The sequence below is a fragment of the Caulobacter sp. GW821-FHT09H08 genome (genome assembly GCF_059415885.1).
Genome location: NZ_JBWKOC010000005.1, coordinates 351,885 through 365,097 on the forward strand (window position 1 = coordinate 351,885; position 13,213 = coordinate 365,097).

The 13,213-nt window shown below is 68.4% G+C and carries 15 protein-coding genes; 8 read left to right on the top strand and 7 right to left on the bottom strand.

Features of this window, described 5'->3' with window-relative positions; genetic code table 11:
- Positions 1-27: 27 nt before the first annotated feature.
- Genes AC07NN_RS19515 through AC07NN_RS19525 form a run of 3 tightly spaced genes read right to left on the bottom strand, consistent with a single transcriptional unit; the run spans position 28 to position 2,944 of the window.
- Positions 28-909 carry a hypothetical protein gene (locus tag AC07NN_RS19515; RefSeq protein ID WP_494644840.1) on the bottom strand — a complete coding sequence of 294 codons (882 nt, stop codon included), beginning with the start codon at positions 907-909 and terminating at the stop codon, positions 28-30.
- Entirely contained in the window at positions 906-1,898 is a 993-nt protein-coding gene (locus AC07NN_RS19520) for a diacylglycerol/lipid kinase family protein (RefSeq protein WP_494644842.1), read from the bottom strand. Before AC07NN_RS19520 ends, AC07NN_RS19515 begins: the two co-directional genes overlap by 4 nt.
- A complete protein-coding gene (locus AC07NN_RS19525) occupies positions 1,817-2,944 on the bottom strand; it encodes a CDP-alcohol phosphatidyltransferase family protein (RefSeq protein ID WP_494644843.1) in 1,128 nt (375 codons plus the stop codon). The genes AC07NN_RS19520 and AC07NN_RS19525 overlap by 82 nt, the downstream gene beginning before the upstream one ends.
- 77 nt (positions 2,945-3,021) lie before the next feature.
- Between AC07NN_RS19525 and AC07NN_RS19530 the strand changes: the two genes are divergently transcribed.
- On the top strand, positions 3,022-3,921 hold the full coding sequence (locus AC07NN_RS19530; protein WP_494644844.1) for a metallophosphoesterase family protein: 900 nt from the start codon (positions 3,022-3,024) through the stop codon (positions 3,919-3,921).
- Here AC07NN_RS19530 and AC07NN_RS19535 read toward each other — a convergent pair.
- Positions 3,914-4,363, bottom strand: coding sequence for a DUF2141 domain-containing protein (locus AC07NN_RS19535; protein ID WP_494644846.1), 450 nt, complete (start codon positions 4,361-4,363; stop codon positions 3,914-3,916). The genes AC07NN_RS19530 and AC07NN_RS19535 overlap by 8 nt on opposite strands.
- 229 nt (positions 4,364-4,592) lie before the next feature.
- Here AC07NN_RS19535 and AC07NN_RS19540 point away from each other — a divergent pair, with 229 nt between their 5' ends.
- The 5 genes from AC07NN_RS19540 to AC07NN_RS19560 are packed head-to-tail and all read left to right on the top strand — an operon-like array spanning position 4,593 to position 9,235.
- Complete coding sequence (locus AC07NN_RS19540) at positions 4,593-5,030, top strand: HIT family protein (protein WP_494644847.1); 438 nt, start codon at positions 4,593-4,595, stop codon at positions 5,028-5,030.
- Positions 5,027-6,247 (top strand): LptF/LptG family permease, encoded by a 1,221-nt coding sequence (locus AC07NN_RS19545; RefSeq protein WP_494644849.1) that lies wholly within the window; start codon positions 5,027-5,029, stop codon positions 6,245-6,247. The genes AC07NN_RS19540 and AC07NN_RS19545 overlap by 4 nt, the downstream gene beginning before the upstream one ends.
- Positions 6,244-7,305 (top strand): LptF/LptG family permease, encoded by a 1,062-nt coding sequence (locus AC07NN_RS19550; RefSeq protein WP_494644851.1) that lies wholly within the window; start codon positions 6,244-6,246, stop codon positions 7,303-7,305. Before AC07NN_RS19545 ends, AC07NN_RS19550 begins: the two co-directional genes overlap by 4 nt.
- Entirely contained in the window at positions 7,305-8,459 is a 1,155-nt protein-coding gene (bcerS, locus tag AC07NN_RS19555; protein WP_494644852.1) for a ceramide synthase, read from the top strand. The genes AC07NN_RS19550 and bcerS overlap by 1 nt, the downstream gene beginning before the upstream one ends.
- Positions 8,363-9,235 carry a nucleotidyltransferase family protein gene (locus AC07NN_RS19560; protein WP_494644854.1) on the top strand — a complete coding sequence of 291 codons (873 nt, stop codon included), beginning with the start codon at positions 8,363-8,365 and terminating at the stop codon, positions 9,233-9,235. Before bcerS ends, AC07NN_RS19560 begins: the two co-directional genes overlap by 97 nt.
- Positions 9,236-9,238: 3 nt before the next feature.
- Here the strand turns inward: AC07NN_RS19560 and AC07NN_RS19565 are convergent, their stop codons facing one another.
- Genes AC07NN_RS19565 through AC07NN_RS19575 form a run of 3 tightly spaced genes read right to left on the bottom strand, consistent with a single transcriptional unit; the run spans position 9,239 to position 10,548 of the window.
- A complete protein-coding gene (locus tag AC07NN_RS19565) occupies positions 9,239-9,493 on the bottom strand; it encodes a Txe/YoeB family addiction module toxin (protein WP_494644856.1) in 255 nt (84 codons plus the stop codon).
- A complete protein-coding gene (locus AC07NN_RS19570) occupies positions 9,490-9,744 on the bottom strand; it encodes a type II toxin-antitoxin system Phd/YefM family antitoxin (RefSeq protein WP_494644858.1) in 255 nt (84 codons plus the stop codon). The genes AC07NN_RS19565 and AC07NN_RS19570 overlap by 4 nt, the downstream gene beginning before the upstream one ends.
- A 42-nt stretch (positions 9,745-9,786) precedes the next feature.
- Positions 9,787-10,548 (bottom strand): phosphocholine cytidylyltransferase family protein, encoded by a 762-nt coding sequence (locus AC07NN_RS19575; protein ID WP_494644860.1) that lies wholly within the window; start codon positions 10,546-10,548, stop codon positions 9,787-9,789.
- 385 nt (positions 10,549-10,933) lie between these two features.
- Between AC07NN_RS19575 and AC07NN_RS19580 the strand changes: the two genes are divergently transcribed.
- Both AC07NN_RS19580 and AC07NN_RS19585 read left to right on the top strand, forming a co-directional pair.
- Entirely contained in the window at positions 10,934-12,136 is a 1,203-nt protein-coding gene (locus tag AC07NN_RS19580; RefSeq protein ID WP_494644862.1) for a glycosyltransferase family 4 protein, read from the top strand.
- Positions 12,133-13,137 (top strand): flippase-like domain-containing protein, encoded by a 1,005-nt coding sequence (locus AC07NN_RS19585; protein WP_494644864.1) that lies wholly within the window; start codon positions 12,133-12,135, stop codon positions 13,135-13,137. The genes AC07NN_RS19580 and AC07NN_RS19585 overlap by 4 nt, the downstream gene beginning before the upstream one ends.
- Positions 13,138-13,213: the final 76 nt, after the last annotated feature.

Sequence of the window (13,213 nt, forward strand, 5' to 3'; positions counted from 1 at the left end):
CCCGGGCGTTTTTGTTTGCCTGCTGTACTAGGCGGCTCTGCGCCGCCCCTTCCAGACCTTTAGCAGCACCCCCGGGGCCGAGAGGATCGGATGCCGCTCCCGCCAGGGCGTGACCTCGACCTCGACGCCGGTATGGCGCTGGATCTTCCAGGCGGCGTAGCGCGCCGCGCCCTGGAAGGTGAAAGCGGCCTTCATGAGCCGCGCCACGTTCAACGGCTTACCGGCCAGCCTGCGCGGCCCCCAGGCCTTTCTCAGGGCCTTCCGCTCGCCCTCGGCCAGAACCCCGCCCTGATCGTGCTGAACGGCCTCCATGACGCGATCGTAGCGCTGGGGATCGAAGGTCAGGATCGAGACCTCGCGACCGGCCTTCTCGACCCGCAGCTCGGCCTTGTAGGTCTCCTGGAACAGCGCCGTCCACAGCGCCTGCGGCGCGCCGTCGACCGGTCCCAGCGCCTGGGCGAAGCGGGCGGCCGTGCGACAGGCGTCGATGACAGCGTCGACCACCGTCTCGCGCGCGTCCTGGTCGACCCAGATCAGGGCGCTGGGCTGGACGAAGCGGGCCCAGATGGTGGTGTCGGCCCCCGCCCCGCTGGTGGCGCGCTGGAACTGGGCCAGGGTCATCGAGGCGACCTTAGCCCGCAGGACTTCGCCGTCGTGTTTCAGCTCGTGATAGCTGACGTCGGGCCACAGGATGCGCGTGAAGAAGCCCCGCCAGCCGGGCGGCGGCGCCTCGGTCAGGACGTAGTAGTCGAGCACCCCGGAGAGGTCGCCCGTCCGCAGGATCGAGCCGTAGAACAGCACCGCCCGAGCGCCGGGAAAAACCGTCGTCAGATGCTCGGCGAAGGCGGTGATCGGCGCGGGGGTCGGCGTGGAGAGCTCGGCCGCGACGAGGTCGCGAAGGCTGCTCATCCGACCAGGAACCGCAGGGGCGGTCCAAGACCGATGGTCAGCTCGCCGCCCTCGAACATCTCGCCGTCCAACACGAACGGCGCGCCGCCGCCCAAGCCGATCAGCGCGGGATCGCGACGGCGATAGCCCATCCCCTCGAGCGTCGGCTCGGCCTTGCCGCTGAGCACCATCGGCACGGCCTTCAGAAGGCGACGCGGCGGGGCGTCGACGTCCAGCAGCTTCAACCCCTCGCGCGGCGCGCCGAAGGGCTTGAGACCGAACGGCAGGCGCTTCAGCGCCGTGGCCACGATCGCGAAGCGTTCGTCGCCGGGTTGGGCTTCGCCGTCCAGGGTCAGCTTGGCCGGCACGCCCTCGCGCCACTCGTCGCGCGCGCCGCCGAACAGGGCGCCGAAGGTCGCCGTCACGATGGTCACGGCCACGGCCAGGTTATGGAAGAACCCGACCTGGTGAGCCTTCTGCGCCAGATTGGTGGCCTTCACCGGTGCGCCGATCCCGAAGAAGAAACCTTGCAGGCAGGGACGGCCGTCGGCCCAGCTGATCCGCAGCGGCGGGCGCGTCTTGACCGTCTGCTGCACCTGGCGCGCGGCGATCAGGGCTTCCTCCAGCCGCCAATCCTTGGGCGTGCCCAGGTCGATGGCCAGGACGTTGGTCTTGCCCGACGGCAGGACCGCCAGCATTGGCAATGTCTCGCCGAAGGTGTGGGGCAGCAGGCTGATCACGTCGCGGACCGTGCCGTCGCCGCCGTCGATGATCAGCAGGTCGAGGCCGTCCCGAGCAAATTCGTTCAACGCCGCCCTCAGGGCCTCGCGCCCATGGGGTTCGACCAGGCGCACGCCCTCGGGCGGCGGCCCGGGCGGGCGGGCCTGGTTCCCGTGGCTCTTGGGATTGCGAACGACCCCGATGCGCGTCACTTCGACAGCCATGACTGGATAGAGCCCTTCGGCGCGGCCAAGCCCTGTAGAATCTGGACGGCGTGCACCACCAAGCACACGGCGGTCCAAATCGCCACCAGGGTGAAGCCGACGTCCGGACGTCCGACGAAGACGCAGGCGGTCATAAGGATCAGGTTCGGGTTCCGGCGCGCCGTGATCAGGCGGAAGAAGCTGTCGAACGGCCGCCAGGCGTGCATCTCCAACTTGAAGAGGCTCAGGAAGATCCCCTCCTCCACCCGCTGAGCGATATAGCCGCCGACGACGATGGCCAGGCTGAGGCCGGCATAGGGGATCGATTGCCCGACGGCGTAGACCCCGACGAACCAGGCCCACCACCAGAACGGCGGGTGCAGCAGGTCGATGCCGTGGTCGAAGACGTTGCCCCACTTGGATGAGGTCAGCGTCACCCGAGCCAGCTTGCCGTCGACCGTGTCGAGGAAGGTCATGATCCAGGCGCAGACCAGGCCCCAGCCGAACTGGCCCTGCCAGAACAGCCAGGTGGCGGCCAAGGTCAGCAGGAAGCCGATGAAGGTCACCTGGTTCGGCGTCATCCTGGCGATCGCCGCCCAGCGGGTGACGATCCGCGCCGGGGTCGGCCAGACGTACTTGGTGACGAGGTCGGTGACGCCCTTGTACGAACCCTGGAACAGACGCTTCTCGACGGCCCGCACGGTTTCCGGCGTCAGGCGCTCCAGCACCGGCGGCTCACGCTTGCGCAGCGCGCTGTTGTACGCCGAGCCGAGTTCCAGCGCCGACAGGCGGGTCAGGCGCGGGTCCAGGTTCGACGGGTCTTGTCCGGCCGACAGCGCGTCCGTGGCGGCTTGGGCCAGTTCGGCCGGCGCGTGCACGGCCACGGCGCGGCCGGCGTCATCCACCAGCACCGCGCCCTCGCGGTCCGCCAGCGCCTTGATCAGCGACTCGTCGAACACCCAGCCAGCGTCGACCGCGACCACCGCGCGCGACAGGTCGGCCATCGGCGTCTCGACCAGGCCGACGCGGCCGTAGATGCGCGTCAGCCGCTCCGGCGAGCTCATGCCCCAGATCCGGCCGCCAGCCTCGCCGACAGTCACCGCTCTTGGCGCGTTTTGAATTTCACCACTCAAAGACAGATATATCCCTTGAATCCCAAGTCGAGTGATAAGCAGCTTCGCCTGCTTCGACCAGAACGACCCGAGCCGTCTTGTCCATATACCGCATCGCGCATCTGTCCGACCCCCACTTGCCGCCGCCTCCGGGGGCGTTCGGGTTCATGGACGTCTTCACCAAACGCCTGCTCAGCCGCATCGCCTGGCGCCGCAAGTCCAAGGTCCATCGGCCTGACGTGCTGGCGACGCTGATCGCCGACGTGAAGGCCGCCGCGCCCGACCATGTAGTGATCAGCGGCGACCTCACCAACTTTGCTTCGCGTACGGAGATCGCCGCGGCGCGCCGCTGGCTGGAGTCCTTGGGCGATCCGGCCGACTTCACCGTCAGCCCCGGCAACCACGACGCCCTGGCGGGCGCGGGCGGCGACGAGCGCTTCGCCGCCTGGACGCCGTGGCTGGGCGACAACGACCAGACCAGCTTCCCGCAGGTGCGCGTGCGCGGCCCGGTGGCCATCTTCAATCTCTGCTCGGCGGTGCGGACCGCGCCGCATCTGGCGACGGGCCGTCTGGGCGAGGACCAGCTGAAGCGCCTGGACGCCCTGCTGGCCGACCCGGCCCATGCCGGCTTCTTCCGCATCGTGGTGCTGCACCATCCGCCGCAGAAGGGCGCCGTCGCCAAGCGCAAGGCCCTGGAAGACCAGGAGGCCCTGCGCGCGATCCTGGCCAAGCACGGCGCCGATCTGGTCCTGCACGGCCATGCCCATGAATCGTTGGTCGGCTCGGTGCCGGGTCCCAACGGCGCGACGATCCCGGTGCTGGGCGTGCCGTCCGCCTCGGCCCAGCCGACGGGCCACTCCCCCGCCCGCTGGCACGCCATCGAGCTGGAGACCCGGCCCGATGGCGGCCGCCATGTGCGGATCGTGGCGCGCGGGATCGAGGCCGGGCGTGAAGGCCTGGCTGAACTGGGCCGCTACAACCTGAGCGACATCATCTAGTCGAGGGGTAGCGCACCTTGACCCGGATAGTCGTCTCGCCGACTGGCTTCACGCCGAAGCGCACTGCATCGAACGACGGCGTGCCGAACTTGGTCGGTGCGTCGTTCGAGAAGCCATAGCCCTCGATCGGCATGCCCGACGGGCTGCGGTCCAGCTCCTTGTCGCCATCGGCGTCGTGATAGACGAACACGGCGTAGGCGTCGGTCGCCGACGGTAACCAGAAGCAGGCCTGGCTCATCGGGGCCGAGGTCGTGACCCGCTGTCGCGCCAGCTTGCCGCGCGGAGCCATGAAGCGACTGGGGTCGCCGCCGTAGACCGTGATGATCACATTGCCAGCGTTCGAGCGCAGCGCCCCGACCTGGACGTTCAGGCGGATCTCGCTCTTGCGGCCCACGCACTCCTTGTCCGTCAGCGAACGCGCCGCGCTCTGGGGCGCGGTCACGACGCGTTTCGCCTTCTGGGCATGGGCTCCGGCCGTCGCCGAGAGCGCTACCAAGATCGCACCAACAAGGACGGATCGTGCTTCCATGTAAAAGGCCGCATCCCTATTGTTACGCAGAGCGCGCCTGGGCGCGCTCCAAACTTTGACTCTGGAGCCAGTCAAGCTCGGATGGGATCATCCGAGCTTGACTGGCTCCGGGCCGACATCAGCCTGAAGTTCCGGCTTTCTCATGACCAACCCTACCGCATCGGCGTTCGGCTATCCCGGCTCGAAAGTCGCCGAGACCGATCACTGGCTCATTCTCGTCCGTCCCAAGCAGCCGACATTTGGGTCTTTGGTCCTGGTGTGCAAGGAAGCTGTTCAGGCGTTCTCCGAAGTGAGTCCCGCGGCCTTCGCCGACCTCCAGGTCGCCGTGGCGGGGATTGAACGCCTGCTCAAGGCCGCTGTCGACTATGAGAAGATCAACTACCTGATGCTGATGATGGTCGACAAAGACGTCCATTTCCACGTTCTCCCGCGCTATGCGGGAACGCGCGAGCACGAAGGCGTGTCTTTCCCTGACACCGGTTGGCCCGCCGCGCCCGCGCTGGGCGCCGCCGTGGAGCTGTCGACCGAGGCCGTCGAGCGCCTCGCGACCCGCTTCGCCCAAGCCTGGGGCCAAGCGTGAGCGCCAAGGACCTGCAAGTCGGCGGCTTCCGCCTGATCGACCGCTACCTGCTGCGGCTGCTGTTCTGGCCGCTGGTGGCCTGCCTGGGCGTGACCGTGGTCGCCCTGGAGCTCGAGCGCACCCTGCGCCTGCTGGACACCCTGTCCCAGAGCAGCGCCCGGTTCGGCTATGTGGCGCAGCTGGCCGCCAATCTGGTGCCGCACTATATCGGCCTGGCTTTGCCGGTCGCGTTCTTCGTGGCGCTGTTCATCGTCATCGCCAAGCTGTCGGACGGCTCCGAGATCGACGCCCTGCTGGCCAGCGGCCAGTCGCTGGAGCGCATCGCCGCGCCGTTCCTGGCCGTCGGCGTGTTCCTGATGGTCTTCAGCATCGTCGTCTTCGGCTACATGCAGCCCTACAGCCGCTACACCTTCCGCGCGGTCATGCACGCGGCCATCAACGCCGGCTGGAACGGACGCCTGGCGGGCGGCGCCTTCATCGACGACAAGGGCTCGCTGCTGACGGCCGACAGCGCCGACATCGCCGGCCAGCGCCTGACCCGAGTCTTCATCCGCCGGATGGACGCGCGCGGCCAGGAAGAGATCATCACCGCCGCCTCGGCCGATCTGAAGATCAACGAGGACGGCAAGACCATCACCATGGACTTGCGCGACGGTCGCCGGATCGCTCACGACGCCACCGGCGCGTACCGCAACCTGGCCTTCGACAGCCTGACCACCCAGACGCCATTGGCCGCCGCCGCCGTGCTGCTGCGTGCGCGGGGCAGCGACGAGCGTGAGCTGACGATGGGCGAGCTGGCCGAGCAGGCCAAGTCCGCCAAGCCCGTGGTGTCCAAGGAGACCCTGCTCAGCGAGCTCTACGGCCGCTGGGCGCGGGCGATCTTCCTGCCGTTCCTGCCGCTCCTAGCCTTCCCCTTCGGCTTGGCGTCCAAGCGCGGCAACCGCGCGCCGGGCTTGGTCATGGCCGGCCTGCTGCTGCTGTCCTTCCAGCACTCGCTGCTGTTGGGCCAAGGCATGGCCAAGGTCGGTATGCTCCCACCGGCGGTGGCGATCTGGGCGCCGTTCACGGCCTTCTCGACCTTCGCGGTCTGGCTGTTCGTCGGCAGCCGCACGCGTCCCGGCGACACGCCGGTCTCGCGCCTGGTCCGCCGCATCAACAACCTGATCGCGCGCCTGATCCGCGCCCTGCCCAAGCCTAAGAAGCGGCGCCCCGCATGAAGCTGCAGCTCTACGTCCTGCGAACCATCTCCACCCGGATCCTGGTCGCGGCGATCATCCTGATGTCGATCCTGCAGATGCTGGATCTGCTGGACGTCACGCCGGACATCCTCGAGCGGGGCCTCGGCCTCTCGGGCGTGGCCTACTACGCCGCGCTGCGCGTGCCGCGCCTGTTCGAACAGGTCGCGCCGATCGCCGTCCTGGCCGGCGGCCTGTTCGCGTTCTCGCAACTGGCCCGCGACAGCGCCGTCGTCGCCATGCGCGCCAGCGGCATCTCAGGCTATCGCATCATCGCCATGGCCGCACCGGCCGCCGTGGTGGTGATGCTGCTGGACGCCCTGTGCGGCCAGGTCCTGGCCCCGCGCGCCGATCCGACCCTGGCCGACTGGTGGCGCAACAACACGCCCGTCGCCGAGCGCAAGGTCCCCGCCCCGCGCACCTTCCGAGCCGGCGGCGACCTCGTCATCGGCGCCGACGCCACGGCCGACGGCCGCGAGATCGACACGCTGACCATCTTCCGCCGGGACGCCAAGGGCATCCTGATCGAGAAGGTCGAGGCCCCCAAGGCGCGTTTCGACGGAACGACCTGGACCCTGCAACAGCCCAAGACCACGCGCTTCAACGGCGACCTGGCCCAGACCTCGGAGGCGGCCTCGACCTCGTGGCCCACCCGGCTGACGCCGCAGGACGTGCAGGGCCTGTTCGGCGAGGACGCCATGCCCACCGCCGCCTCCGCGCGGCGCGCGCTTGAAAACGGCGGCTCGGACCGGCCGGAGAGCTTCTACGCCACGCACTTCCAGGCCGCCTTCGCCAGTCCGTTCGTGGCGCTGGTGATGCTGCTGCTCAGCGCCCCCGTGGCCCTTGCCAACTTCCGCAGCGGTCAGGGGGCTGTCCTGCTCACGGCCGGGCTGGCCGCCGGTCTGGTTTTCCTCGTCGCCAACGGCATGCTGACCGCCCTGGGCGAGTCCGGCGCCCTGTCGCCGTTCCTGGCGGTCTGGGCCGCGCCCGCGATCTTCGGCGCCCTGGCGTTGCGAACCTTCTTGGCCCTGGAGGGGTGATGCCTTTCGACTCCGCGAATGCCGACCTGACGGTCATCCCGGTCAAGACGCCGGAGGAGCTGAAGCGCTTCATCGCCCTGCCCGCCCGCCTGAACGCCAAGGATCCGAACTGGATCACCCCGCTGTTTATGGAACGCACCGAGGCCCTGACGCCAAAGACCAACCCGTTCTTCGAGCACGCCGAGGTCCAGCTGTTCCTGGCCACGCGCGGCGGCCGCGACGTGGGCCGGATCAGCGCCCAGATCGACCGCCTGACGCCTCAGCCGACGCCCGGCCGCCTGGACGGCCACTTCGGCATGATCGCCGCCGAGGACGATCAGGCGGTCTTCCACGTCCTGTTCCGCGCCGCCGAAGACTGGCTCACCGCGCGCGGCCGCACGCATGTGGTCGGTCCGTTCAACCTCTCGATCAACGAGGAGGTCGGCCTGCTGGTCGAGGGCTTCGACACCCCGCCGATGATCATGATGGGCCACGACCCGGCCTATGCCGGCAAGCGCGTCGAGGAACAGGGCTACGCCAAGGCCCAGGACGTCTTCGCCTATCGCGCCGACGAGACCGGCGACATTCCCGAGATCGCTCAGCGACGGGTCAAGCGCGGCCTGCCCTCGGGCGTCGTCCTGCGCCAGCTGGACATGAAGCGCTATGAAGAGGAGGTCCAGACGCTGACGGACATCCTCAACGACGCCTGGAAGGAAAACTGGGGCTTCACCCCCACCACCGAGGCCGAGACCCGCCAGCTGGGCAAGGCGCTCAAGCAGGTGCTCGACAAGCGCCTGATCTGGTTCGCCGAGATCGACGGCGAGGCCGCCGGCGTCGTGGTCTTCCTGCCCAACGTCAACGAGGCCATCGCCGACCTGAAGGGCAAGCTCCTGCCGTTCGGCTGGGCCAAGCTCTTGTGGCGCCTGAAGGTCAAGGGCGTGAAGTCGGCCCGCATCCCGCTGATGGGTGTGAAGAAGAAGTTCTCCTCGACCCAGCGCGGCCGCATGCTGCCGTTCTGGATGATGAAGGCCAGCCGCGATATGGCGATGAGCCTCGGCTACAATCGCTACGAGATCTCGTGGGTGCTGGAGGCCAACAAGGCCATGTGCCACATCGCCGAGAACGTGGGCGGCACGCACTACAAGACCTACCGCATCTACGAGAAGGCGCTGTGAACCCAGCTCCTGGGAGCCCCTTCAACGCGCTGATCCTGGCCGGCTCACGCCCGGGCGAGGTCGATCCGGCCGCCGCCTATGCGGGGGTCAGCCACAAGGGCCTGATCCTCCTGCAGGGCAAGACCCTGCTGGCGCGAGTGCTGGGAGCGGTCGAGGCCTCTGGCGCGCGGACCATCGGCGTCTCGGCCAATGACGAGGCGATCCGTTCGGCCCTGGCCGGCGCAAAGGCCGTCGTCCTGCCGCCCGCCGCCGGCCCCAGCCAGAGCGTCGCCGAGGGCGCGAGCACGTTGGGCTTCCCACTAGTGGTCACCACGGTCGATCACGCCCTGCTCAAGCCCGAATGGATCACCCAGTTCGTCGCCGACACCCCGGCTTCGGCCGATGTCGCCGTGCTGCTCGCCCCTGAGGCGCGCGTGCAGGCCGCCGCGCCGCAGACCAAGCGGACCTATCTGAAGTTCCGCGACGGGCGCTACTCAGGCTGCAATCTCTTCCTGCTGCGCAACGAGACCGCGCTGAACGTCATCACCGTCTGGCGACAGGTCGAGGCGCTGCGCAAGCAGCCCTGGAAGATCGCGGCGATGCTGGGTCCCAGCTTCCTGATCCGCTACGCCCTGGGCCTGCTGACCCTGGACCAGGCCGTGGAGCGGCTGGGCAAGCTGGCGAACGTCAAGGCCGCCGCCGTGCGAGCGCACGACGGCCTGGCGGCCGTCGATGTCGACAAGCCGTCGGACCTGGATCTAGTGCGGGAACTGGTGGGCGAAACGGCGCCTCGATAGCGCCTAGTAGTGGTAGCGGCACTGCGCGATCAGGAGCCCGTCCTCGGTGGGGCGGTAAATCAGTCGGTGTTCCTGGTTGATCCTGCGCGACCACCAGCCAGCCAACGGCCCCCGCAACGGCTCGGGTTTGCCCGTACCCTGGAAGGGCGTGCGAGAACATTCCTTGATCAGGCCGTTGATACGGGCCACGAGCTTGGCGTCCTGGGACTGCCAATACAGGTAGTCCTCCCACGCCTGCTCGCTGAAGATCAGCTTCATTCAGCCAGATCGCGCACACTTCCGCCGCCGCCTTCGAGCGCGCTGACGGATTGCATCAAGCGTTCGGCGTTGGCGGGACTACGGAGGAGGTAGCGGGTTTCCTCGTAGGAGGCGAAGTCCTCGACCGACATCAGCACCGCCGCCGGACGACCCTTGTCGCGCGTGATGACGATCGGCTCGTGATCGTTGGTCACGGCGTCGATCATCGCGGCGAGGTTCTTGCGGAGATCGCTATAGGACGTGGTGCGCATACGCTCTTGTACATCAACACGTACAAGAGCGAAAGCAAACGCTCAGACCGTCTCGGCTTCCTTCGCCGCCCATTCCGCTGTCAGGGCGCGGTTGCGGACCAGGTCTTCGGGGAAGTCCATCTCGGCCCAGTCCAGGCCCTCGATCGAGCGCACGCGCACGACGTCGTGCTGGTGGGCGATCTCGTTGATCACGCTGAGGTACCAGCGCTTGAGCCCTTCCGGCGTGCGCATGATCGCTTCCAGCGTTTTCACGAACAGCTCGGCGCCTTCGGCGTCGAAGCGCAGGAAGCCGATCGACTCGGCGTCGTACTCGGCGATCGTCTTGCCGATGGCGCGCAGGGCGTCGCCGTCGGTCAGCACCTTCATGTCGTCTGCGTCATAGCCGCTGAGCTTGCGGTCCACCGTCACCGTGATCGGGGCGGACGGAGCGCTGATCAGGCGCTCGGCGATCGCCGGCTCGAACAGGGTGTCGCCGTTGAGGATCATGAACGGCCCGCCGCGCATCTCGTCACGAGCCAGCCAGCAGGTCGCGAGGTTGTCGGTGACGCTGTAGAACGGGTTGAAAAGCGTGCGGATCGCCATGCCCGGCAGCTTCAGGCGCGCCACTTCGGCCTCGACCAGATCGGCGCGGAAGCCGGTGACCACCACGGCCTCGGTCACGCCCGCCTGATGCAGGTGGCGCAACTGCCATTCCAGCACCGAGCGCCCGGCCAGCTCGACCAGGCACTTGGGACGGTCGTCCGTCAGCGGCGACAGCCGCTTGCCCTGACCGGCGCTGAGGATGAGGGTCTTGACCGGCTGCATGACGTTTCGAGATCTCGCTGGATTGGGGGCCTTCTTCACCCCCAGGGAATCGTAGGATCGCGCGCCTGACGGGCGCGAAGCGCATAACTGAGCACGAACCCGCCTCTCGGCAAGGGCGCTCGGAGCGCCAAAAGCGGGTCATGACGTCGCGGCGCAAGCCCCTGGCGCGGATTTTCGCACAGCGCGCCCAAAAGGTGACGGCGGCGAGACCTCCTGGACGAGCATGGTCGATGCGACCCACGGTTCAGCTTCGGTTCAGCTTGACCCGAAGATTGTCCGCCCCGGAGCCGGCCGCCCCTCTTCCGGAAACTGAACCATTCCACCATATGGCCATTGTCATACGGAGGATTGGGCGGGGGCCTCGAGCGTAACAAACGGAGGCGTCGTGCAGTTCGCGCAAAGATCCATTCGTCAGCCCTCTGAGGAAAAATCGGCCGTCGGCCTGCGCCTGGCGCTGTTTTCCGGGAACTACAACTACACCCGCGACGGCTCGAACCAGGCCCTGAACCGCCTCGCCGCCTATCTGATCGACGCCGGCGCCCAGGTGCGGGTCTACTCGCCGACCACGGACACCCCCGCGTTCGAACCGGCGGGCCAGCTGGTCTCCGCCCCGTCGGTGGCCATTCCCGGTCGTGGCGAGTACCGCCTGGCCGTGGGCCTGACCCGCGCCCTGCGCGCCGACCTCGCCCGCTTCCAGCCCACCGCCGTCCATCTCTCTGCTCCCGACTTGCTGGGCTTCCAGGCGGGACGCTGGGGTCGTCGCATGGGCTTGCCAGTGGTCGCCAGCCTGCACACACGGTTCGAGACCTATCTCTCCTACTACGGCCTCGACTGGCTGCGTCCGCGCGTCGAACGCTATCTCGACCGCTTCTATCGAGGCTGCGACCGCATCCTGGCCCCCAATGCGCCGATCGCCGACCTCCTGCGCGAGCAAGGCATGGGCGAGCGCGTCCGGGTCTGGGGTCGAGGCGTCGACCGCGACCGCTTCACCCCCGCTCGCCGCGACAGCGCCTGGCGCCAGTCGATGGGCATCGCCGACAACGAGATCGCCGTGGCCTTCCTGGGCCGCCTGGTGATGGAGAAGGGCCTGGACGTGCTGTCCGAAACCCTGATCCGCCTGCGCGGCCAGCCGATCCGTCCGCTGATCATTGGCGAAGGTCCCGCCCGAGCCTATCTCCAGGAACGCCTCCCCGAGGCCGTGTTCACCGGCCAGCTTGAAGGCGACGCCCTGGGCCGCGCGGTCTCCAGCGCCGACATCCTGTTCAATCCCAGCCTGACCGAGGCCTTTGGCAACGCCACGCTCGAGGGCATGGCGGCAGGCCTGGCCGTCCTGTGCCCCCACGCCCCCAGCACCAGCGCCCTGATCGCCGACGGCCAGGACGGCGTGCTGGTCCGGCAGCCGGACGCCGAAACCTACGCCGCCGCGATCCAGAGCCTGGTCGGCGAGCCCATGCGCCGCCTGCGCCTGGCCCGGGCCGCCCGCGCCACCAGCGCTCGGTATGATTGGCGTGAAATCTGCGGCTCGGTGTTGAATGTTTATCGCGAGCTTGGCGCCGCCCCCTCTTCGCGGGCACTTTCCGCCGCATGACGAATAAGACCGAGGGTGAGTCTTCGCCCTGGAGAGCCGGACTTCTGACGCTTGGGATCGCCTTGCTGGCCATCCTGCTGGCGACGCATGGCGTCGGCGCGGTGCGCCAGATCATACATCAGGTCGGCTGGCAGGCGATCCCGGTGATCGCCGCCCACCTTCCCGTCACCTATCTGGCCATGGTCAGTTGGGAGGTGCTGCTGCCGCCGGACCGCCGGCCGTCCTCGACCTTCCTGTTCCGCGTCCGCTTCATCAAGGAGGCGGTCAACGCCCTGCTGCCGGTCGCCCAGATCGGCGGGGACGTCGTGCGCGCCAAGCTGACGGCTCGCAACGGCCTGACCTTGGCCGAGTCGACGGCCAGCTGCGTCATCGACGTCCTGGCCGGCACCGCCAGCCTGGTCGTCTTCCTCCTGGCCAGCCTGCTCGTGGCCATGGTCACGTTGCATGACCCGCGCCTGGCCCAGGCGGGTCTCGCCCTGGTCGGCATCGTCGTCGCGATCGGCGCTGCCTTGTTCATCGCCCACAAGGCCGGCGTCGGTCGGCGTCTGGGCCAGCTTTCGCGGCGCTGGAGCGCCCTCGCCCATCGCGTCGGCGAGCTGGGCGAGGCCTTCCGAGGGATTGGACGCCAGCGCGCAAACATCTTCGCATCGTGGGCCTGGCATCTGGCCGCCTGGCTGGCCGGCGCGTTCGAGACCTATGTCGCCATGTGGGCCCTGGGCCTGCAGCCGACCCTGGTGCAGGCCTTCATCGTCGAGGGCCTGGCGCAGACCGCCAAGGTCGTCGGCTTCGCCATTCCCGGCGCCCTGGGCGTACAGGAGGGCGGCTATCTGCTGATGGGCGGCGCTCTTGGCCTAGCGCCCGACCAAGCCCTGGCCTTGTCGCTGCTGCGCCGCCTGCGCGAGCTGGTGCTGGGCGGCGTCGGCCTGCTGCTGTGGCGCACGACGCCTCCGGCGCCCGTCGCGATCGCTAAAGAATCCGACAGCGAAGCGGCCCCCGCCTGAGGTCTATCGGGCGGGTCAACAACACCCGCCGGATGGCCATGCGCACTTCTCCTCACGACACTTCACCGCATCGCCT